Source organism: uncultured Alsobacter sp. (assembly GCF_945952055.1).
Lineage (GTDB): Bacteria > Pseudomonadota > Alphaproteobacteria > Rhizobiales > Beijerinckiaceae > Alsobacter.
Map to the genome: position 1 here is coordinate 1 of NZ_CAMFHB010000067.1, position 20324 is coordinate 20324.

Annotated in this window: 19 protein-coding genes and 1 pseudogene; 12 read left to right on the forward strand and 8 right to left on the reverse strand. The window is 68.0% G+C overall.

What is annotated here, in order from left to right; translation table 11 throughout:
- Window positions 1-198 precede the first annotated feature (198 nt).
- The 6 genes from Q0Q47_RS28720 to Q0Q47_RS28745 all read right to left on the reverse strand — a co-directional run bounded on the left by Q0Q47_RS28720 (window position 199) and on the right by Q0Q47_RS28745 (window position 5870).
- On the reverse strand, window positions 199-963 hold the full coding sequence (locus tag Q0Q47_RS28720) for an ABC transporter ATP-binding protein (RefSeq protein ID WP_293868212.1): 765 nt from the start codon (window positions 961-963) through the stop codon (window positions 199-201).
- A gap of 3 nt (window positions 964-966) precedes the next feature.
- Window positions 967-2166 carry an ABC transporter substrate-binding protein gene (locus Q0Q47_RS28725; protein ID WP_293868214.1) on the reverse strand — a complete coding sequence of 400 codons (1200 nt, stop codon included), beginning with the start codon at window positions 2164-2166 and terminating at the stop codon, window positions 967-969.
- A 79-nt stretch (window positions 2167-2245) separates the two neighbouring features.
- Window positions 2246-3280, reverse strand: coding sequence for a branched-chain amino acid ABC transporter permease (locus Q0Q47_RS28730; protein WP_293868216.1), 1035 nt, complete (start codon window positions 3278-3280; stop codon window positions 2246-2248).
- Window positions 3280-4161 carry a branched-chain amino acid ABC transporter permease gene (locus Q0Q47_RS28735; RefSeq protein WP_293868218.1) on the reverse strand — a complete coding sequence of 294 codons (882 nt, stop codon included), beginning with the start codon at window positions 4159-4161 and terminating at the stop codon, window positions 3280-3282. Before Q0Q47_RS28735 ends, Q0Q47_RS28730 begins: the two co-directional genes overlap by 1 nt.
- Before the next feature lie 9 nt (window positions 4162-4170).
- Entirely contained in the window at window positions 4171-4953 is a 783-nt protein-coding gene (locus Q0Q47_RS28740; protein WP_367278324.1) for an ABC transporter ATP-binding protein, read from the reverse strand.
- A 146-nt stretch (window positions 4954-5099) separates the two neighbouring features.
- Window positions 5100-5870 carry an enoyl-CoA hydratase-related protein gene (locus tag Q0Q47_RS28745; protein ID WP_293868220.1) on the reverse strand — a complete coding sequence of 257 codons (771 nt, stop codon included), beginning with the start codon at window positions 5868-5870 and terminating at the stop codon, window positions 5100-5102.
- A gap of 155 nt (window positions 5871-6025) precedes the next feature.
- Between Q0Q47_RS28745 and Q0Q47_RS28750 the strand changes: the two genes are divergently transcribed.
- The 4 genes from Q0Q47_RS28750 to Q0Q47_RS28765 are packed head-to-tail and all read left to right on the forward strand — an operon-like array spanning window position 6026 to window position 10236.
- On the forward strand, window positions 6026-7051 hold the full coding sequence (locus tag Q0Q47_RS28750) for an MBL fold metallo-hydrolase (protein ID WP_293868222.1): 1026 nt from the start codon (window positions 6026-6028) through the stop codon (window positions 7049-7051).
- 22 nt (window positions 7052-7073) lie between these two features.
- A complete protein-coding gene (locus Q0Q47_RS28755) occupies window positions 7074-8246 on the forward strand; it encodes an acyl-CoA dehydrogenase family protein (RefSeq protein ID WP_293868224.1) in 1173 nt (390 codons plus the stop codon).
- Window positions 8246-9385 (forward strand): CaiB/BaiF CoA-transferase family protein, encoded by a 1140-nt coding sequence (locus Q0Q47_RS28760; protein ID WP_293868226.1) that lies wholly within the window; start codon window positions 8246-8248, stop codon window positions 9383-9385. Before Q0Q47_RS28755 ends, Q0Q47_RS28760 begins: the two co-directional genes overlap by 1 nt.
- Window positions 9382-10236, forward strand: coding sequence for a MaoC family dehydratase N-terminal domain-containing protein (locus Q0Q47_RS28765; protein WP_293868228.1), 855 nt, complete (start codon window positions 9382-9384; stop codon window positions 10234-10236). The genes Q0Q47_RS28760 and Q0Q47_RS28765 overlap by 4 nt, the downstream gene beginning before the upstream one ends.
- A gap of 36 nt (window positions 10237-10272) precedes the next feature.
- On the opposite strand, the gene Q0Q47_RS28770 is transcribed toward Q0Q47_RS28765, so the two are convergent.
- Entirely contained in the window at window positions 10273-11166 is an 894-nt protein-coding gene (locus tag Q0Q47_RS28770; protein ID WP_293868230.1) for an alpha/beta hydrolase, read from the reverse strand.
- A 360-nt stretch (window positions 11167-11526) separates the two neighbouring features.
- Here Q0Q47_RS28770 and Q0Q47_RS28775 point away from each other — a divergent pair, with 360 nt between their 5' ends.
- Window positions 11527-11898, forward strand: coding sequence for a response regulator (locus Q0Q47_RS28775; RefSeq protein ID WP_293868232.1), 372 nt, complete (start codon window positions 11527-11529; stop codon window positions 11896-11898).
- Between the two features lie 118 nt (window positions 11899-12016).
- A complete protein-coding gene (locus tag Q0Q47_RS28780; protein ID WP_293868234.1) occupies window positions 12017-12208 on the forward strand; it encodes a DUF3606 domain-containing protein in 192 nt (63 codons plus the stop codon).
- A gap of 179 nt (window positions 12209-12387) precedes the next feature.
- On the opposite strand, the gene Q0Q47_RS28785 is transcribed toward Q0Q47_RS28780, so the two are convergent.
- Entirely contained in the window at window positions 12388-12645 is a 258-nt protein-coding gene (locus Q0Q47_RS28785) for a hypothetical protein (RefSeq protein WP_293868236.1), read from the reverse strand.
- A 654-nt stretch (window positions 12646-13299) separates the two neighbouring features.
- Here Q0Q47_RS28785 and Q0Q47_RS28790 point away from each other — a divergent pair.
- From Q0Q47_RS28790 to Q0Q47_RS28815, 6 genes and pseudogenes are all read left to right on the forward strand, one after another.
- Window positions 13300-14397: an aromatic ring-hydroxylating dioxygenase subunit alpha gene (locus tag Q0Q47_RS28790; protein WP_293868238.1), complete on the forward strand. Its 1098-nt coding sequence runs from the start codon at window positions 13300-13302 to the stop codon at window positions 14395-14397.
- A gap of 11 nt (window positions 14398-14408) precedes the next feature.
- Window positions 14409-14726, forward strand: coding sequence for a 2Fe-2S iron-sulfur cluster binding domain-containing protein (locus Q0Q47_RS28795; protein ID WP_293868240.1), 318 nt, complete (start codon window positions 14409-14411; stop codon window positions 14724-14726).
- Between the two features lie 333 nt (window positions 14727-15059).
- Window positions 15060-15422, forward strand: coding sequence for a hypothetical protein (locus Q0Q47_RS28800; protein ID WP_293868242.1), 363 nt, complete (start codon window positions 15060-15062; stop codon window positions 15420-15422).
- Entirely contained in the window at window positions 15419-17572 is a 2154-nt protein-coding gene (locus tag Q0Q47_RS28805; protein WP_293868244.1) for a PQQ-binding-like beta-propeller repeat protein, read from the forward strand. The genes Q0Q47_RS28800 and Q0Q47_RS28805 overlap by 4 nt, the downstream gene beginning before the upstream one ends.
- Before the next feature lie 391 nt (window positions 17573-17963).
- A pseudogene (locus Q0Q47_RS28810) lies at window positions 17964-19184 on the forward strand (DUF763 domain-containing protein); the annotation flags it as partial.
- A 25-nt stretch (window positions 19185-19209) separates the two neighbouring features.
- Window positions 19210-20253 carry a P1 family peptidase gene (locus Q0Q47_RS28815; RefSeq protein WP_293868248.1) on the forward strand — a complete coding sequence of 348 codons (1044 nt, stop codon included), beginning with the start codon at window positions 19210-19212 and terminating at the stop codon, window positions 20251-20253.
- Window positions 20254-20324 lie beyond the last annotated feature (71 nt).

The following is a 20324-nucleotide window of genomic DNA, read 5'->3' on the forward strand; positions in this document are numbered from 1 at the left end:
ACCCGTCTCGCGCTTCGCGCGATCCACCCTCCCCTGCAGGGGAGGGAGAACGCGCTCTACGAGCGAGAATCAATTGTGTGCATGTCGAAGGGCTCGGCCCGGCCAGGACGCCGAGAGGGAGGTGCCAGCTGGACGGCCGAAAGATTCACAAGCTCCGAGACGGCAGCCCAGACCGCTGGTCTCGGCGCGCGCAGCGGCTCAGGCCGCCGCGGTGCCCTCGGCATGCGCATCGACGCCGAGATAGAACCGGCGGATGTCCTGGTCGTTCGACAGTTGCTCGGTCGTGCCTTCGAGCACGGTGCGCCCGCTCTCCACCACGTAGCCGTAGCTGGCGTATTTGAGCGCGATCACGGCGTTCTGCTCGACCAGCAGGATCGAGACCTTCTTCTCGCGGTTGATGCGCGCGACGATCTCGAAGATGTCGCGCACGATCAGCGGGGCGAGGCCCAGCGAGGGCTCGTCGAGCAGGATCATCGCGGGATCGGCGACCAGCGCGCGGCCGATGGCCAGCATCTGCTGCTCGCCGCCCGAGAGATAGCCGGCCGGCTGGGTCCGGCGCTCGGAGAGGATCGGGAAGTAGGAATAGACCTCGTCGAAGGCCGCCTTGCGCGAGCGCGGCGCGCGCTGCGCGAAGGTGGCCGCCACGAGGTTCTCCTCCACCGTCATCTCGGCGAAGACGTGACGGCCCTCACGGACGTGGAAGACGCCCTTGCGGGCGATGTGGTGGGGAGACCATCGCTGGATGTTCTCCCCGCCCAGGGTGATGGTGCCACGGGTGGCGCGGCCGTTCTCGAGCGGCAGGAAGTTGGAGATGGCCTTCAGCGTCGTGGTCTTCCCGGCGCCATTGGCGCCGAGCAGGGCCACGATGCTGCCTTCCGGAACCTTGAGGCTCAGGTCGGACACGGCCTGGATGACGCCCTGGTAGACGACTTCCAGGTTCCTGATCTCGAGAGCGGCCGCCATCCCTCAGCCCACCTGCAGCCAGTCGGTGACGTTCTCGATGATGTCGCCCTGCGCCGGGTTGAACTTGATCACCCGGCCGAGGCCGATCTGCTGGCCCATCATGGAGACCGGCACGTCGATGAGACCGCCGGTGTCCCAGTTCTTCACGCTGCGCATCGCCGCGGCGAGGTTGTCGCCGTTCACCGGCTTGCCGGAGTCGATGACCATCTCGAAGGCCTTCGTCGCCATCATGCCGCTGATCCAGGCGTCGAGGAAGCCGAGGCGGACGTAGCCGTTCCACTTCGGATCCTTCTTCTTCAGGATCTCGCCGATGGTCTGCATGGTCGGGCCGGCCGGCTTGTTGGTGTCGTCGTTCCACACCTTGATGCCGATGAGGCCCTTCGACACGTCCTTCATCTCGGCGACCTTGGCGCGCTCGCTCTGCCAGATGGTGCCCAGGAAGGTGACGTCGTCCATGCCGTAGTCGCGCACGAGGCGGACGATCTCCGGCCACACGGCGAAGGAGTAGCCGTGATGGATGACATGGGTCGGCTTCGCCTGGCGGATGGCCAGCGCGAAGGCGCTCACGTCCGTCTCGACGAACTTCGTCTGCTGGACGAGGGCGACCTCGATGCCGGCCTCCTTGGCGGCCTTCACCGCGTCGTCGATGCCGTCGCGGCCCATGGCCGTGCTGGAGTGCACGACGACGAGCTTGGCCGGCTTACCCTTGGCCGACTGCTTGATGTACTGCACCAGCATCTTCAGCTGCGCGCCATAGGTGGCGCCCGGCACGAAATGGTAGGGGTAGTTCTTCTCGTCGGCGAGTTCGGTGGCGAACGAGCCCGACGTCATGAAGATCTTGTTGGTGGCGTTGTTCTCGGGCGTGATCGCCTGGATCATGCCCGTGCTCTCGCCGAACAGATAGTCGATGCGACCCTGCGCGAGCGCCTTCTTCACGTTGGCGACGGCGACGTCGACCTTGAAGGTCGAGTCGTTGATCGTCAGGTTGACCTTGCGGCCGCGGATGCCGCCCTTGGCGTTGATCCAGTCGGCATAGGCCTGGAAGCCGTCGCCCTGGTACTTGCCGCCTTCCGCCGCGGGACCGGTGAGGTCGCAGTGGATGCTCCAGTTGAGGTCGTCGGCGGCGCTGGCGGTGCGGATACCGAACGTCGACACCGCGGCGGCGGCACCCGTCGCCTTCAGGAATTTGCGTCTGCTGAACATGTTTTCCTCCACGTTATGTCGACCTTGTTCGGGTCGATCCAGGTCTGTGCTGCCCTTGTCGTGATCTCTGCGCCCGGCCTCAGCCGGAACGCAGCACCTTCTGGCGCAGTCGCGTCCAAAGATGGGCGAGGCCGCGCGGTTCGAGAATGAGGAAGCATACGATGAGAAGCCCGAAGACCGTCTCCCGCAGCGGAACGAGGATGCTCGCGATGTCGAAGCCCAGCGTGGTGCCGATGGCCAGCGCGCCCTCGCGCAGCACCTCGGGCAGGACCGTCATGAACACGGCCCCGAGCACGGCCCCCAGCATGGACCCCATGCCGCCCACGATCACCGCGGACAGGAAGAAGACCGACAGGAGCAGCCCGAACTGCTCCGGGTTCACGAAGCGGTTGAAATAGGCGAGCAGGCCGCCCGCGACGCCGGCGTAGAACGATCCGAGCGCGAAGGCGGCGAGCTTGTAGCCGACGATCTCGACGCCCAGGACCTGGGCGGTGAGGTCGCGCTCGCGGATCGCCACGAAGGCCCGGCCGACGCGCGAGTCGATGACGTTGGCGGCGAAGATCGTCATCAGCACGGTGACGGCGAGGATCAGGTAGTAGACCCGCGTCTCCGTGTTGAGCAGGAAGCCGAAGACGTTGGCCGGCTGCACCGTCAGCCCCACGTCGCCGTTGGTGACGGCCTGCCAGTGCACGAACACGAAGTTCAGGATGAACTGCGCGGCCAGCGTGGCGATGACGAGGTACAGGCCGCGGATGCGCAGCGACGGCAGGCCGAAGCCCACGCCGATCACCGCGGCGGACACGCCGGCGAGCGGGATGGCGATCCAGAACGGCAGCCCGAGATGGGCCTGGGCCAGGGCCACCGTGTAGGCCCCCACACCCAGGAACGCCGCGTGGCCGAGCGACAACAGCCCGGTGTAGCCCATCATGATGTTCAGGCCGTGCGTGGCCACGATGTTGATGCCGAGCAGCCCGGCGAAGAACACCCAGTAGCGCGGTACGAACAGCGGCAGGACGAGGAGCACGGCGAGGCCGACCAGCAGCATGAGCCGCTGGCGGTTGAGAGAGCGGGCGGCTGGCGCGGGGCGTTGCCCGGCCTCGACGTTGCTCACCATCAGATCCTCTCGATTCCCTTGGTGCCGAAGAGCCCTGTCGGCCGCACCAGCAGCACCAGCAAAGCCAGGATGTAGGGCGTGATCTCGCGGAAGGCCGTGCCCAGCATGAGCCCCGTGACGGCCTCAAGCCAGCCGATGATGACGCCCGCGACGAGCACGCCGCCGATGGAGTTCATGCCGCCCAGGATGATCACCGACAGCACGTTCAGCGCGACGAGCCCCAGGTGCGGGGTGAGCGTGTTGACGTTGGCCATCAGCACGCCGCTGATGCAGCCCGTGATGGCCGCGATGACCCAGGTGAAGGCCACGACCTTGCGCACGTCGATGCCCATCGAGACGGCCGTGACCGTGTCGGCCGCCGCCGCGCGCAGCGCCACGCCGGCCCGGGAGTAGCGCAGGTACAGGATCAGGCCGACGACGATGGCGATGGCGATGGCCGAGGCCCGCGCGGTCTTGCCGGGGATGAAGATGTCCCCGACCATGACCGGCGTGCGGGCCAGGATCGGCGGGATCTGCAGGTCGTTGGGACCCCAGATCATGCCGACGAGGCCGCGGATGATGGAGCCGATGCCGAACGTCACCATGACGATGGCGATGAAGGGCCGGCCCATCATCGGACGCAGCGCGAAGCGCTCGATCACGAGGGCGACGACGATCGATCCGGCGATCGCGGCCGCGAAGCCCGCCAGGATGCCCAGCGAGAAGGTGACCGCCGCCGTGTAGAACATGTAGGCCGACAGCATCATCATCTCGCCCATGGCGAAATTGAAGGTGCGCGACGACTTGAAGATGATGACGATTCCGAGCGCGATCAGCGCGTAGACGCCGCCCGAGGCGATGCCGACGATCGAGTACTCGAGGAAGAACTGGAGCGAGTTCATCGACCGTTCCTATGCCGCCGCATCGGACCGCTCCTCGGCACCGCCGAGATAGGCCTTGATGACCTCGGGGTTCTTGCCGATCTCGGACGGCGTGCCCGAGGCGATGGGCTTGCCGAACGACAGCACGACGATGTGGTCGGAAATCCCCATGACCATGCCCATGTCGTGCTCGATGAGGAGAACCGTGGTGTTCAGGCGATCGCGGACGTCGACCACGAAGCGGCTCATCTCCCGCTTCTCCTCGCGGTTCATGCCGGCCACCGGCTCGTCGAGCAGCAGGATCTTCGGACGCATGACCAGGGCGCGGGCGAGCTCGACGCGCTTCTGCAGGCCGTAGGCGAGATCCTCGACATAGCTGTCCTGGACGTGGTCGAGCTCCAGGAGGCCCATGACGTTGCGCCGGATCTCGTGGTCGAGCTCCTCCTCCTGGCGACGCGCCGAGGGCAGGCGCAGGCCGCTGGCGATGAGGCCGCCCGTGAGACGCGTGTGGGCGCCGAGCTTGACGTTGTCGAGGACGGTCATGCCCGCGAACAGGGCGATGTTCTGGAAGGTCCGCGACATGCCCCGGTAGGCCCGGGTGTGGGGCTTCATGGCGGTGATGTCCTCACCGTCCAGGACCACCCGCCCGGTCTGCGGCTTGTAGAAGCCGGAGATGACGTTGAAGAGGCTCGTCTTGCCGGCGCCGTTGGGGCCGATGACGGCGGTGATCTTGCTGGTCGCGGCATCGACGCTGACGCCGGTCAGCGCCTTCACGCCGCCGAACGAGAGCTGGACGTTCTCCACCGTCAGCACGGCCGGGTCTCCCCTGCCGGGGCCGGCAGATCCAGCGAACGCGTCGCCGTTCCCCCCACCATCATCCTCCCGATCGTGACAGGCACGCTCATCCGGCGTCCTTTCCAAAAACTCTAACAGTTGTTCGAAAGTTTGTCGACGGCTCGTTATCGTCCCCCGAACGTCGGGGGACGCTTGTCGAGGAACGCCTGCATCGCCTCGCGGCGATCCTGCGTGTCGAACAGCATGTAGGCGGCGCGCCGCTCAAGGTGCAGCGCCACGTCGAGCGGGGCATCGGCACCGGCGTGGACGACGCGCTTGATCTCGCGCACCGCCAAGGGCGGCATCGCGGCGATGCGCCCGGCAAGCTCGAGCGCCCGCTCGCGCAGGACCTCGTCCGGGACCACCACGCTCACGAGCCCCGCGTCGAAGGCCTCCCGCGCGGTCAGGCTGTCGCCCGTCAGCAGGTGCAGCAAGGCGCGATGACGGCCCAGCGCGCGGGTGAGATTCTGCGTGCCGCCGGCACCGGGCATGATTCCCAGCCGCACCTCGGGCTGCCCGAAGCGGGCGCCCTCCCCGGCCACGATGATGTCGCAGTGCATGGCGAGCTCGCAGCCGCCGCCCAGCGCATGGCCGGCCACGGCGGCGATGACGGGCTTGGGACACTGGCGGATGGCCGCCCAGTTCTCCTCGTCGCCGCGCCGCATCATGTCGTAGGGGCCCACGTCCACCATCGAGCGGATGTCGGCGCCGGCGGAAAAGGTCTTCCCCGCCCCGGTCACCACCACGACGCGCACGCTCTCGTCGCGCGCCAGCCCGAGAAACGTGTCGCGCAGCGCCTCGCGCAGTTCGGGGCTCAGGGCGTTGCGCTGCTCGGGCCGGTTCAGCGTCACCAGCGCGATGGCCTCGCCCGGGTGGTCGACGGTCACGAGCGACATGCTTCGTTCCTCCCGCAGGGCTTTCGCCGCCCGTGCCGGCACCGTCCTTGTGGAGCAGCCGTTTGACGATAGACTTTCCCGCATTCTAACGCTAGTTAGATTTGTGAGCGCCGATGCGATCCGTCGCGCCCAACCTCCGCCCGGTGGAGTTCAGCATGGCGCCCTCGCTCGAGTTTCCCTGGCCGTCCTATCCCGGCGAGGTGACGCGCATCGCGCCCGGCCTTCTGTGGGCGCGCCTTCCCCTGCCCTTCCGCCTCGACCATGTGAACGTCTGGCTCCTCGAGGAGAAGGACGGCTGGACGGTGGTCGACACGGGCTGCGACACCGCGCAGATCCGTGCCGCGTGGGAGGACATTCTGGCGGGCCCGATGGCCGCCCGCCCCCCGGTGCGGCTTCTCGCCACACATGGCCACGTCGACCATATCGGCCTCGCCGGCTGGCTGTGCGGGCGCTTCGACTGCCCCTTCGTCTCCACGCTGGGTGAGTGGCTCTGGGCGCGCGGCGCGCACGACCCGAATCTCGGCGGCGCGAGGGCCGAGCATCGCGACTACCTGGAGCGCTCCGGCCTGACCCGGCCGGAGATCGACGCGCAGCTGAAGGGCCGCGACGAGATGATCGCCCTGGCGATGCCGCTGCCGGGAGCCGTGCGCGAGATCCGCCACGGCCAGGAGATCGTGCTCGGCGGCCGGCGCTGGGAGGTGATCGTCACCCCGGGGCACGCCTTCTTCCACGCCAGCCTCTTCGACCGCGAGGGCGGGATCCTCATCGCCGGCGACCAGTTGCTGCCGCACATCTCGCCCGTGGTCGCCGTCTGGGAAACGACGCCGGACGGCGACCCGCTGGGGGATTTCATCGCCTCCTTCGAGGCCTTCGCGACCGTTCCCGACGACACGCTGGTGCTGCCCTCCCACGGCCTGCCCTACCGGGGCATCGGCGCGCGGATCGCGGCCCTGCGCGACCATCACAAGGACAGGCTCGACCTGACGCAGGCCCTTCTGGACGAACCGCGGACGGCGCGGGACGTCGCGCTGGCGATGTTCCCGAAGGTCACCGACGTGGACGGCATCGGCTTTGCGCTGGCCGAGGTCCTCGCGCACCTGAACCGGCTCGTCGCGACCGGGCGGGTCGAGAGAATCGAACATCGCGGCGCGGCGACGCGCTATGTTCGCTGCAACGCCTGACGAGCCCTAGCCGGAGACTGGCATGCCTGAACTGGTTCCCACGTCGCGTAACGACCACCAGGAGATCCGGGAGGCGGTGCGCGCGCTCTGCGCCCAGTTCCCGCCCGAGTATCACCGTCGCATCGACGCCGAGCGCGGCTATCCGGAAGCCTTCGTGGACGCGCTGACCAGGGCCGGCTGGCTGGCGGCCCTCATACCCGAGGAGCACGGCGGATCGGGCCTCGGCCTCGCGGAAGCCTCCGTGATCATGGAGGAGATCAACCGGTCCGGCGGCAATTCCGGCGCCTGCCACGGCCAGATGTACAACATGGGCACCCTGGTGCGGCACGGCTCGCCGGAGCAGAAGCGGCTCTACCTGCCCAGGATCGCCACCGGCGACCTGCGCCTGCAATCCATGGGCGTCACGGAGCCGACCACAGGGACGGACACCACGAGCCTCAAGACCACCGCCGTGCGCAAGGGCGACCGCTACGTCGTCAACGGCCAGAAGGTGTGGATCTCCCGCGTCCAGCATTCGGACCTGATGATCCTCCTGGCCCGCACCACCCCGCTCGCCGAGGTCCGCAAGAAGTCCGAGGGCATGTCCATCTTCCTCGTCGACCTGCGGGAGGCGATCGGCAAGGGGATGGAGGTGCGCCCCATCCCCAACATGGTCAACCACGAGACCAACGAGCTGTTCTTCGACAACCTGGAGATCCCGGCCGAGAACCTGATCGGCGAGGAGGGCAAGGGGTTCAAGTACATCCTGGACGGCCTGAACGCCGAGCGCACGCTCATCGCGGCCGAGTGCATCGGCGACGGCTACTGGTTCATCGACAAGGTGACCGCCTATGCGAAGGACCGCGTCGTCTTCGGCCGGCCCATCGGCCAGAACCAGGGCGTGCAGTTCCCCATCGCCGAGAGCTACATCGAGATCGAGGCCGCCAACCTGATGCGCTTCGAGGCCTGCCGGCTGTTCGACGCCGGGCTCGCCTGCGGGGCCCAGGCCAACATGGCGAAGTACCTGGCCGCCAAGGCGAGCTGGGAGGCCGCCAACGCCTGCATCCAGTTCCACGGTGGCTTCGGCTTCGCGCATGAATACGACGTCGAGCGCAAGTTCCGCGAGACGCGCCTCTACCAGGTGGCGCCGATCTCGACGAACCTGATCCTGTCCTACGTCGCCGAGCACCTGCTGGGCCTGCCGAGGTCGTTCTGATGGAGCGCGGGGATCGACTGCCCCTCGAGGGGCTCACGGTCGTCGCGGTCGAGCAGGCCGTGGCGGCCCCGTTCTGCACGTCGCGGCTCGCCGACGCCGGCGCGCGGGTCATCAAGATCGAGCGGCCGGAGGGCGATTTCGCCCGGGGCTACGACGATGCGGCCAAGGGCCAGTCCAGCTATTTCGTCTGGCTGAACCGGGGCAAGGAATCCCGGGTCCTCGACCTCGCCCGGGCGGAAGGACGGCAGGCCCTGCGCGACCTGATCGGCTCGGCCGACGTGCTCGTGCAGAACCTGAAGCCCGGCGCCTTCGCGCGCATGGGCCTCGCCATCGAGACCCTGCGCGAGGCCTTCCCCCGGCTCGTCACCTGCTCGATTAGCGGGTTCGGCGAGAGCGGCCCCTTTGCCGGGCGCAAGGCCTATGACCTGCTGATCCAGGCCGAATCGGGCCTGGCCTCGATCACCGGCGGCCCCGAATCGGCGGCCCGCGTCGGCATTTCCGTGGTGGACATCGCCACCGGCGCGACGGCGCACGCCGCCATCCTGGAGGCGCTGATCGGGCGCGGCATCACGGGCCGCGGCCGGGACATCCAGGTCTCCATGTTCGACGTGATGGCCGACTGGATGACGGTGCCCCTGCTCCACGCCCGGGCGGGGCGTCCGCCCAAGCGGCTGGGGCTGGCCCACCCCTCCATCGCGCCCTACGGCGTGTTCCGCACGCAGGATGGCAAGGACATCCTCATCTCGATCCAGAGCGACCGGGAGTGGGCGGGCTTCTGCGAGGCCTTCCTGCAACGGCCCGACCTGGTGCGGGACGAGCGGTTCGCGACGACCGTGGCGCGCCTGCGCAACCGTCCCGACACGGACGGCATCGTCGCGGCGACCTTCGCATCCCTCGACGCGGGGGAGGCCATGGCGCGCCTGGAGGCGGCGGACACGGCCTTCGCCGCCGTCAACGACATGGCGGGCCTGAGCGAGCATCCGCACCTGCGCGAGATCACCGTCGAGACGCCCGCCGGCCCGGTGACCATGCCGGCCCCCGCTCCCCTGGTGGCCGACCAGCCGCGGACCTACCGGGCCGTCCCCGCGCTGGGCGGGGAGCCCTCGGGCACGGACCCGGCAACGGAGAAGACGTCATGATCGGCGGCAGCCTGGACGAAGCGCACCTGCGGGGATGGATCGGGCGCGAGGACCACTCCGAGCACGAGGTGGGCGAGGATTTCGCCCGGCGCTTCCTGGCGACCTTCGACGACCTCGAGACACCCTGGACCGCCGGGACGGCGGTTCCGCACCTGCTGCACTTCTGCCTGCCCCAGGCCATCGTGGCGACGACCGCCCTCGACCGTGACGGGCACCCGGAGCGCGGCGATTTCCTGCCGCCCGTGCCGCTGCCCCGCCGCATGTGGGCGGGCGGCGAGGTGCGCCTGCACGACGACCTGCGGATCGGCGAACGGCTTCGGCGCGTCTCCAGGATCGCCGACGTGGTTGTGAAGGAAGGCCGCTCGGGGACGCTGTGCTTCGTCACCGTGCACCACGCCCTCACGGCGGGCGGACGGCAGATCCTCGAGGACGTGCAGTTCATCGTCTACCGCGATGAGCCCGGCCGCGGCGCGCCGGCGTCCTCGCCGGCCCCGGCCCCCGAGGGCACCGACCGGCGCCGGGTGGATCCGACGACCTCGCTCCTGTTTCGCTACTCGGCGCTGATGTTCAATGCGCACCGGATCCACTACGACCGCGACTATGCCGTGGGCGTGGAGGGCTACCCCGGCCTCGTGGTCCAGGGGCCGATGATGGCGACCCTCATGTTCCGCCTGGCCACGGAGGTGCGCGGCCGGCGCCCGGACGTGTTCGCCTATCGCGGCGAGACGCCGCTGTTCGACACGGCGCCGTTCTTCGTCCATGCGCGAGCCGACGATTCGGGCCTGGAGCTGTGGACCGCGAGCCAGGGCGGTCCCGTCGCGATGCGGTCCAGCGCGCGCTGGACCTCCTGAGGCCGGCCGCGACGCCGCCCCGTCACGATCGGACGTTCAGCGTTGCAGGAACGCCTCGACGAGCCGGGCCACGTCGCCCGGCCGATCATGGTGGACGTTGTGTCCCGTGTCGTCCAGACGGACGATCTCCGCGTCGGGCCTGAACGACCTGCGCAGCGCGACGTGCTCGTCATCGAACGGGGGAGCCTCCGGCCGCGGATCGGACGACCCGATCCACAGGAAGGGAGCGGTGAAGCTCGACCACACGGCGCGCCATTCCTCCGCGCTGTGCAGCGTCGGCAGCGGGAACCTCAGCACCGGGTCGTAGAGCCAGCGGTAGCGGCCGTCCTCGTCGCGTCGCGTCGATACCTCCGCCAGGAAGTGGGCCTGGACCTGCGACATCCGCCGGTTGGAGGCGAGGATGCGCTCGACCACCTCCGGCAGGCTCCCATATCCCCCGGGCACCTTGCCGGGCCTCGCCATGGCGAGCCAGTCGGTCAGCACGCGCCGTGCATCGACCGGCAGTCGCCGGCCCATCGGCCCCGCAGAATCGAGCGCGACGAGCCTGCGCACCCGCTCGGGCCGCATCGAAAAGCACAGCGTGGCGACGTTGCCTCCCATGCTGTGGGCGACGACGTCCGGCGCGGTGTCGGGGAACAGCGTGTCGAGCAGGACGTCGAGGTCGGCCATGAAATCATGCGCCCAGTAGCTTCCGAACGCGCGGTCCGACAGCCCATGGCCGCGCCAGTCCGGCGCCACCACGTTCCAGGACGAGCACAGGCCATCGATCATGAACTGGAACGTGGCCCCGCAGTCCCGCACGCCATGCAGCAGCAGGAGCGGGCGCGCCGCCGGATCGCCCCACCGACGCACGTGATACCGCAGCCCCCGGACCGGGACGGTGAGGCCTTCGCGCGGCGGGTGAAGTCGGGAGACGGGCAGGGTCGGCATGGGAGACGTCTGGTCGCTGTGGGGCATGGGGACGAACGCGAAGGGAGCACCGACCGGGGACCTCAGGGGCAGGAACCGGCGGCACCGGCCCTCGCCTGCCACCGGTCGGACGGGCGGCCGATGGAGAGGCCCGGTCGACCTTGCCGTCCTCGCACGCGACGTAAGGGAGTACAATCTCGGCGGGCCGGAAGCCAGTTTTGCGGATCAGCCCTGGCCCCGCTACGGCAACGCTCACGCAACGCGTCGTTCATGATGCCGGCATCGCGGATTTGCCAACTCCCGTCGCGCAAGACTGAATGTGCAGGACCTTTGGCTTGGCGACGCGTGACTGGGTGGCGACAGCGGCACGGTGGGAACGACATGGCCTCGAATGGGCGACAGCGCGTCTTGTTGGTCGAGGATGAAGTTCTCCTGCGCGAAACCATCGCGGCAAACCTGGAGGATGAAGGCTTTGATGTCTTCCAGGCTGGCGATGGCGAAGAAGCCCTGCACCTCATCCGGGAGCACGCGGACGGCATCGACTGGCTCATGACCGACATTCGCCTCCCCGGAGCGCTGGACGGCTGGCACGTGGCCTTCGAGTTCCGCTTTCTCCATCCGTTGCGACCCGTGATCTACGTCACCGGACACGCCCCGCCCCTGCCACCCATGGTGGCCGGCAGCCTCTTCCTCCGCAAGCCCTACACCATGGCCCAGGTCACGTCGGCGTTGCGCCAACTCTCGACGAGCTAGCACCCAGCGCTTGCCCGATCGGACGAGGACGAAACGAGTGCCCGCCGCGTCAACGCGTCGGAAGGTTCATTGAACCCCGGCGACGGGTCGTGCGTTGCTTTCCCGTGGAGGAACAGCCATGGCCGACAATCCAGAGATCCGCGGCGCCCAGGACCGCAGCCGCATCAACCTGCATCAGGACCACGAGGTGCGCTATTGGACGAAGGCGCTCGGCGTGACCGAGGACCAGCTCAGGGCGACGGTCGCCAGGGTCGGCAGCTCGGCCGAGAAGGTGCGCGCCGAACTGGGCAAAGGGCACGCGTCCGGCTGACGCGCGGTCCCGAGAGTCCACCGGACCGGGCCGACGTGGGACGATCCTGATCCTATGCGACCGGTCGGGGCCTAAAGAACCAGCGTCCGCCCCGACGATCTCAGCCGATGCACACCGTCGCGAGGTCGTTTCGACGTCGTGCGAAGCCGCGTCATGCCGAGGGCGAGTGACGCCGCGCGTCAGTCGTCCCGTTTGTCGCCGGCTTTGTGTTTGGTATGCAGATGCCCCAGCAGGACACGAAGTCTTTCGGGAATTTGTTCGAGCAGCGGATAGTTGTAGAGCGCCTTCAGGCCGATCCCGATCCGCTCCATGGGTGAGAGATCCCGCGACAGCGCGTTGCGCAGAAGGACGGCTTCCCGCTCATCAGGAACGGTATCTGCAACAATGGCCTTCTCATGCTGATCCGCGCGATCGCCGTCTTGAGGTTCATTGTTCATTTCAACACCAGTGGGCGCTCATCCAGTGCACACGGCCCCCTCCAATCCCATTCCTTGCGTCGCCTCGACTTGGCGAGCCCAGATCAACACGAGCGCTAGACGCTCGGTTCCAGGGACAACGGGCCGGCCCCAAGATTAATGTGCCACCTGTCAGCAGAATATCATCTTGCTTTCACCCGTTCCTGTCACGGATCGCGATGAAAGATCGCGGGCCGTTTTGCCCCCTCTTCATGGACAATTCCGCCGGGACTGTGCGTTGTCCGTGCAAGTCCGTGGTTGCGGAACAGGGACAAAATCGGGCCAACCAAGGACATCGAACCCCTGGAACAGGGACCCGGAAGAGCGGTTTCAGCCCCCTTTGAAAGGCCGCGCAACCTTGCCGGCTTCTTCTCTCCACTTGTGCCGAGAGGATGAAACCGGAGTCTCGCAAGCTCAGTTCTCCAGTATGTTCAAGAACCTCGGAAGCCCGAAATCAAGCTCTCGTCCCTGCTTGCGCATCCTGAACACCCGGGCTAACGTTCAAAAAACTTACAAGCGTTAGAAAATTCGGAAACGCATCCCGAGGACCGTTCGCCTCGACGCCGGCCCGGCCGCTCATCGAGAAGCCGCGCCAGCTGCCGTGGCAGCGCTCCGAACCGGCAGGAGCACACAGGCATGTTCATCAAGGACACGTGGTACGTCGCGGCCTGGCACCACGAGGTGACCCGCACGATCCTGGCCCGCACCATCCTGAACGTTCCGCTGGTCTTCTTTCGCCGGCACGACGGGTCCGTCGTCGCGCTGGAGGACTCCTGCCCGCACAAGTTCATGCCTCTGTCAGGCGGCTATGTGCAGGGCGATACGGTGGTGTGCGGCTACCACGGAATGACGTTCGACGGCTCGGGCCGTTGCGTGCGCATCCCCGGGCAGGAGACCATTCCGCGCAACGCCCGCACGCGCAGTTTCCCCGTGGTCGAGCGGTACGGCTGGATCTGGATCTGGATGGGCGATGCCGAACAAGCCGACCCCGCCCTCATCATCGACATTCCGCAGATGAGCGACGGCCAGTGGGCTCCCTCCCGCGGCGAGCGGATGCACTACAAGGGCGGCTACCAGCTGATGACGGACAACCTCATCGATCCGTCCCACGTGACCTACGTCCATGCCAAGACCCTCAGCAACTCGACCGAGGCGGAGCTTCCTATCGAGACCTCCGTTCACGAGGATCATGTCGCCGTGACCCGCATCGTGCGTGACAGTCCGCCCGCACCGTTCTTCCAAAGCCTCGGCAACTACAAGGGCAATGTCCACCGCTGGCAGGTCTATCGCGTCGCCCCGCCATCACTGTGCATCATCGACACAGGCACCGCGCCGGCCGACAGCATCTCGCCAGAAGATCTCGATCTGGCGGCCGACTCGCTCACCCGCTCGGTCAGCCTCCGTGGCGGCGACAGCAGCCGACTTCTTTGTATTCGCGGCATCGACTTCCTGACGCCCGAGACCGACAAGACCACGCATTATTTCTGGTTCCTGCTGAGGAACTTCGCCCTCGATGACCGGACCTGCGAGCGCAACGTCACCGAGCAGGCGACAAAGGCGTTCAACGAAGATCTCGTCGTCGTGGAGGCGGTGCAGCGCCGTATCGACCTCGGCCAACTGCCGCCGCAGGTCATCCTCAAGGCCGACGCCGGATCGGTTCAGGTGCAACGCCTCTTCGCCCGCAAGCTGGCCGCGGAACAGAAGCGCTATGCCGACCGGTCGGCGGCCCAATAGCTGGGGCATCCATGTCGTCGTCCGATGACGAGGCGCTCGGCGAGGCCGGGGCGCTCGCGGAAGGGGAATTCGAAGTCGTGCTCGCGCGAGCGGGCAGACGCTTTGTCATCCGACCTGACGAGGGGATCCTCGAAACGCTGCTGGACGCGGGCCTGGACGTGCCGTTCTCCTGTCAGGAGGGCGTGTGCGGACAGTGCCTGACCCGTGTGATCACGGGCACTCCCGACCATCGCGACGGTTTTCTGTCCCCAGCTGAGCAAGCCTCGAACACCGTGATGACGATCTGTGTGTCCCGCTGCCACGGGACACGTCTGGTGCTGGACGTGTGATGAACCGGGGTAAGCTTGCGCTCTCGTCGTCGGAGCGGTTGAGGTAAATCCGGCTATCCTCACTGAAGACCCTGCAGCCCGTGTCGAAGGGGCTCGGCGCATGATGCCGGTGCAGTGACGGATGCGCGTGTCGCGGCGGCCGGGACAGCTCGGTGCTGCAGTCCCCGAAGCCAGGCCAAGCAGCCCCTTCCAGAGATGGAGAGTTCGACGCTCGCGGGGCGAGACGACATCGCCCGCGGCCACGAGGGAACCAGCGCTCGGCGGCGAAGTTGAACCACTGACCCGAAGACCGTGTGGTTCGGCCCGGTCGGCGCGGCGCATGTGGAGGCAGAGTTGACAGCCATTTCACGCAGGCCCCTCGGCCCGCTGGTCATCATGATCGCGGGGGCCGCAGGCGTTCTCCTGAGCGCATATGCGTACCTGACGCCCCTCACCGGCATTACGGGAGCCCCGGGCGCCTTGCTCGTGATCGGCTCGAGCGTGGCGCTCGTGGTCGATGGCCTGATCCTGCGCACCGCCACGCGGGGGGCGGTGTTCTGGCTGTTCTGGCTCCTGGGAGTTCTCGGCGCGATCGGGACCTTGAGCGCAGGCTATTTCCTGCACGCCTGGTGGCTCATGGCGGCCATCCTCATCGTCCTGGTGGGGCTTGGTCTCACGCTGACGACCCGGCGTCGCACGGTTGGAGACGTGGCATGAGCCTGCGTTCGCACGTTTCGGCTGTCCGGCCGGCCCCGCTGGCCGCGACACTTGTCGCACTGACGATGGCTGTTCTGGCCCACCCTGCCGCCGCTCAGAACGATACCAGCAAGCCGGGCGCCACATCGGGCGGGATCCCTGGCGCGGAACAGCAGGGTCCGTCCTCCACGAACCAGCAACCCGCGCAATCTGGACCCACGGCCCCCGCGCCCAGCGGATCGCCCGCCGCGCCCGGCCTTGCCGGTGCCCAGCAGCCGACAGGCCGCCTGCCCGAGCAAAGGCCGATACCGCTCGTCCCGGACCGGCCGACCTGGAACACGTTTCACGGGCAGCTCAACGGTCAGAAATACTCCCCGCTGACGCAGATCACCGCCGAGAACGTCGGATCCCTCACGAAGGCCTGGGAATTCCACACCGGCGATGCCTCCGACGGTTCGGGCAACCTGCCGACCTCCGTCTGGTCGGCGACCCCGATCTTCGCCAATGACACCCTCTATGTCGGCACGCCGTTCTACCGGGTCATTGCCCTGGACCCCGGGACAGGGGCCGTGAAATGGAGTTTCGATTCCAAGTCGACCTTGAAGGCTCTGACCCAACCGGCTCTCAAGAACCGCGGCGTCGCCTACTGGGAAAGCCGGTCCCCGATCGCCGGCGAGCCGTGCCAGAAGATCGTCTATCTCGGCACCATGGATGCGCAGCTCTTCGCCCTTGATGCGGACACCGGCAAGCTCTGTCCCCGGTTCGGAAAGAGCGGTGTGGTGGATGTCAACCAGTGGAACGACGTCAACAACAAGTATCCATTGTCCCTGCTGCAGCCCCCCACCGTCACGGGCAACCATCTGATCCTGGGCTGGGCCGGCAAGGACTGGGCCTATGCGGAAGCCCCTCCCGGCACGGTGTTCTCGCTGGACCCGCAAACGGGCGAACGGCAGTGGTCCTTCGCGGCCCTCCCCCAGGAGGTCGCGGCGCGCACCGGCACCGCCAATGTCTGGACGGCCATGTCCGTCGACGAGGGCCTGGGACTCGTCTACCTGCCGGTGTCGAGCCCCTCGCCAAACTACTGGGGCGGCAATCGAACGGAGAAGATCCCGCTCGCCACCTCGACCACCGCGCTGAATCTCGAGACCGGCGAAGTCGTCTGGTCGCGGCAATGGGTCCACCACGACATCTGGGACTACGACATCAACTCGGCGCCGACCCTGATGGACATCACCGTGGGCGGGAAGCAGATCCCGGCGCTGATGCAGGCCACCAAGATGGGATTCCTGTTCGTGGTGGACCGGCGCACGGGGCAGGACGTCTGGCCCATCGAGGAGCGGCCGGTTCCCGGAGGAGACGGCAGTGTCCAGGGCGAAGTCTACGCACCCACGCAGCCGTTCCCGACCAAGCCGGCGCCGTTGCTCGACCAATCGAAAAAGCCGGGCATCTGGAGCGTCGCCAACATGGTGGGGTTCGGCGAGTGCACGCGGCTGTGGGACAAGCTCTGGTACAAGGGAATGTACACACCCCCCACACACAGGGGTGAAGGAGCTTTCACCTATCCCGATTCAGCCGGCGGCGTTCAGTGGGGGGGCGCCGGCTACGACCCCAAGGGCCAAACCGCGATCGTCAACTTTTCCCACGTGGTCCAGTACATCAAGCTCTATCCCCGGCAGGAATACGAAAAGCTCGCCTCGGGCTCGGGGAACGAGCAGGGCTACTACCCGCAGGAAGGGGCGCCCTACGGCATGTCGCTCCAGAATGCCCTGAACTGGCTCGGCATGCCGTGCTGGGAGCCGCCCTTCGGCGAGATTGCGGCGATCGACATGACCACCGGCGACATCAAGTGGCGCCGGCCGATCGGCGCGTCGCAGAAGTGGGGGTTCTACATGCCGGAGTCCCTGGGGTCGGTCACGATCGGCGGCCCCGCGGTCACCGCCGGCGGCGTGATCTTCATCGGAGCCTCCATGGATGCCAAGGTCCGAGCCTACTCCCTCGCCGACGGCCGCGAACTCTGGTCCGACATCGTCCAGGCCCCGGCAGTGTCGAACCCGGCCGTCTACGAATACAAGGGGCGTGAGTACGTGGCCTTCGCCGCGGGTGGCAATACGATCCTGAAGGACCAGGTGGGCGATCAGCTGGTCGTCTACGCCCTGCCCACGAGCAAGTGATCCGCCTTCACGCGCCCGGTCCTGGCCGCTGACCTTTGCGCAAGGGCCTCGCCTGTCTGCCGCGCCCGAAGCGCGAGCTGCAGACGGGGAGCCGGCACACGGTCCCATCCGCGTCCGAGCCGCTGATGGCCGTCTCGGCGACGGCCGGGGCGAGAGACAGCCCTCTTGACGGCATCTCCGGCGGTCGTGGCCTCGCCCACCAGCAGGACGCCCTCGGCGTCCTGCTGAATGTCGTCCCCGGATCGGTCGTCCGTCCCGGGGCGCGACCTCACGACGGGCGCCGCGGACCCAGGCAACCCGCCGCCGTGCGCGGTATGATAGGCAGACGCGACGTCGGGAGCGCGCCGGCTTTCCGCGGCCTGCGTCGAGACGAAAACCACGGGGGACCTGGATGGCCCAGCGAAGCGGTCGCGCGGACCTGCCGTTGCACGGGGGACGAGTGCCGGCCTGGTTGGGCCAGCGGATGTCGCGCCTGGGCGCTGTGATCGGCGAAGCCATCATCCTGCATTACGGCCGCGACGAGTTCCTGCGCCGGCTGGCCAACCCGTTCTGGTTCCAATCCTTCGGCGCCGTGATGGGGATGGACTGGCATTCCTCGGGCATCACCACCAGCGTGATCGGCGCGCTGAAACGAGGTCTCTCGCCGCGGTCGAGAGAGCTGGGCCTGCATGTCTGCGGCGGCCGCGGCACCCACTCGCGCAAGACGCCCGGCGAGCTGACGGCCATCGCGCACCGCGTGGGCTTCGACGGGTCGGAGCTGGCCCGGGCGAGCCGGTTGGTGGCCAAGGTCGACAGCGCGGCCGTCCAGGACGGCTTCCAGCTCTACCTGCACGGCTTCATCGTCACGGATGACGGGCAGTGGGTGGTCGTCCAGCAGGGCATGAACGGCGCCTTGCGCCAGGCGAGGCGCTACCACTGGCAGTCCGAAGGGCTGACCAGCTTCGTCGACGCGCCCCATGCGGCGATCGAGGGCCGCGGCGGCGGGACCATCGTGAACCTCACCGACAGGCGCGCCGACGCCTCGCGGCGCGCCCAGCTCGACATCCTGGGCACGCTGGGCCCCGACGGGATCGCCCGGAAAGCGGCGGCCCTGACGGAGGTCCCCGAGCCCGAGCCCGAGCCGGCGCCGACCAGCCAGCTCCTTCTGCCGCACCTCGTCATGCCCAGCCACCACGACGTGCGGGGCGAGGACGTCATGCTGCGGCGCCTGCGCGGGGCGCTGGCGGCCGCCGCCGAGAACGGGCCGCGGGACTTCGCGGACGTGCTGCTCACCCCCGGTGTCGGGGCGAGGACCGTCGAGGCGCTCGCGATGGTGGCGGAGGTCGTCCATGGGACGCCCTACCGCTTCAGCGACCCGGCCCGGTTCTCACTGGCCCACGGCGGCAAGGACGGGCATCCCTTTCCCGTGCCGCTCAAGGTGTACGACGAGACGATCCGCGTGATGAAGTCCGCCGTCTCGCAGGCCCGGCTCGACAACACCGACAGGCTGGCCGCCCTGCAACGGCTGGACGAGCAGGCCCGCAGGCTCGAGCGCACCGCATCCGGTCCGGATTTCGAAAGCTTCCTGGCCCGGGAGAGAGAAGCGTCGCCCGGCTATGACGGGCGAACGGTCTGAACCGCACGATCGGAGCACACGGATGACGACGCAAAAGCGGCGAGCACGGGATCTCGGGCTCGCCTTCCCCGGAAGCCCTGGGCCGTTCAACGCCATCACGGATGTGCCCGGCGTTCGCGTGGGCCTGACGACTTTGATCGAAGGAGACGGCGACAGCGCGATCCGGACGGGCGTGACCGCGATCGTCCCGAAGGAGCACGGCGGGAGCGCGGTGTGGGCCGGAGCGCACAGCTTCAACGGCAATGGCGAGATGACCGGGCTGCACTGGGTGGGCGAGGCGGGCTGGTTCCGCGGACCCGTGCTCCTGACCAACACCCACGCGGTGGGCGTGGCGCATCGGGCGGCCGTCGGCTGGACACGCGAGCGCTCCGCGAGCCCCGGCGACCATGGATGGGTGCTGCCCGTGGTCGCCGAGACCTGCGACAACTGGCTCAACGACATGGACACCCAGGCCATCACGGACGAGCATGTCCGCGCGGCGCTCGATACGGCCGCCTCAGGTCCGGTGCCCGAAGGCAGCCAGGGCGGCGGGACCGGCATGATTGCCTATGAGCTGAAGGCAGGCACCGGCACCGCCTCGCGGCAGCTCTCCATCGGCGGCGCAACCCACCACCTGGGTGTGCTGGTGCAGGCCAATTTCGGGCGGCGGCGCAACCTCAGCATCCTGGGCAAGCCCGTCGGCACGATGTCCCGGGCGCCGACCGTCTTCTCGCGCGACCAGGGTTCCCTCATAGGCGTCCTGGCAACCGACGCCCCTCTCCACCCTTTGCAGCTGCAGCGGGTGGCGCGGCGCATGGTGCTGGGCATGGCCCGCACCGGCTCCTTCGGCGGCGACGGATCGGGAGACATCTTCCTGGCCTTCACGACCGCGGGAGACCCGCTCGCCCAGAGCGACGCCGGTCTGGGCTCCCTGACCTTCGTCTCAGGCGACATCGACACGGTGTTCGAAGCGGCCGTCGACGCCACCGAGGAAGCGATCGTGAACGCGCTCGTGGCCGGTGAGACCATGACGGGACGCCTGGGGCGAACGGTCCATGCGCTGGACCACGCGCTTCTCGCGACGTGAGCGGCGGGCGTACGAAGCTGAATTCGTCCGCGTAGCTGCGGGAACCGGCTGTTCATGATGGATCCCGATCG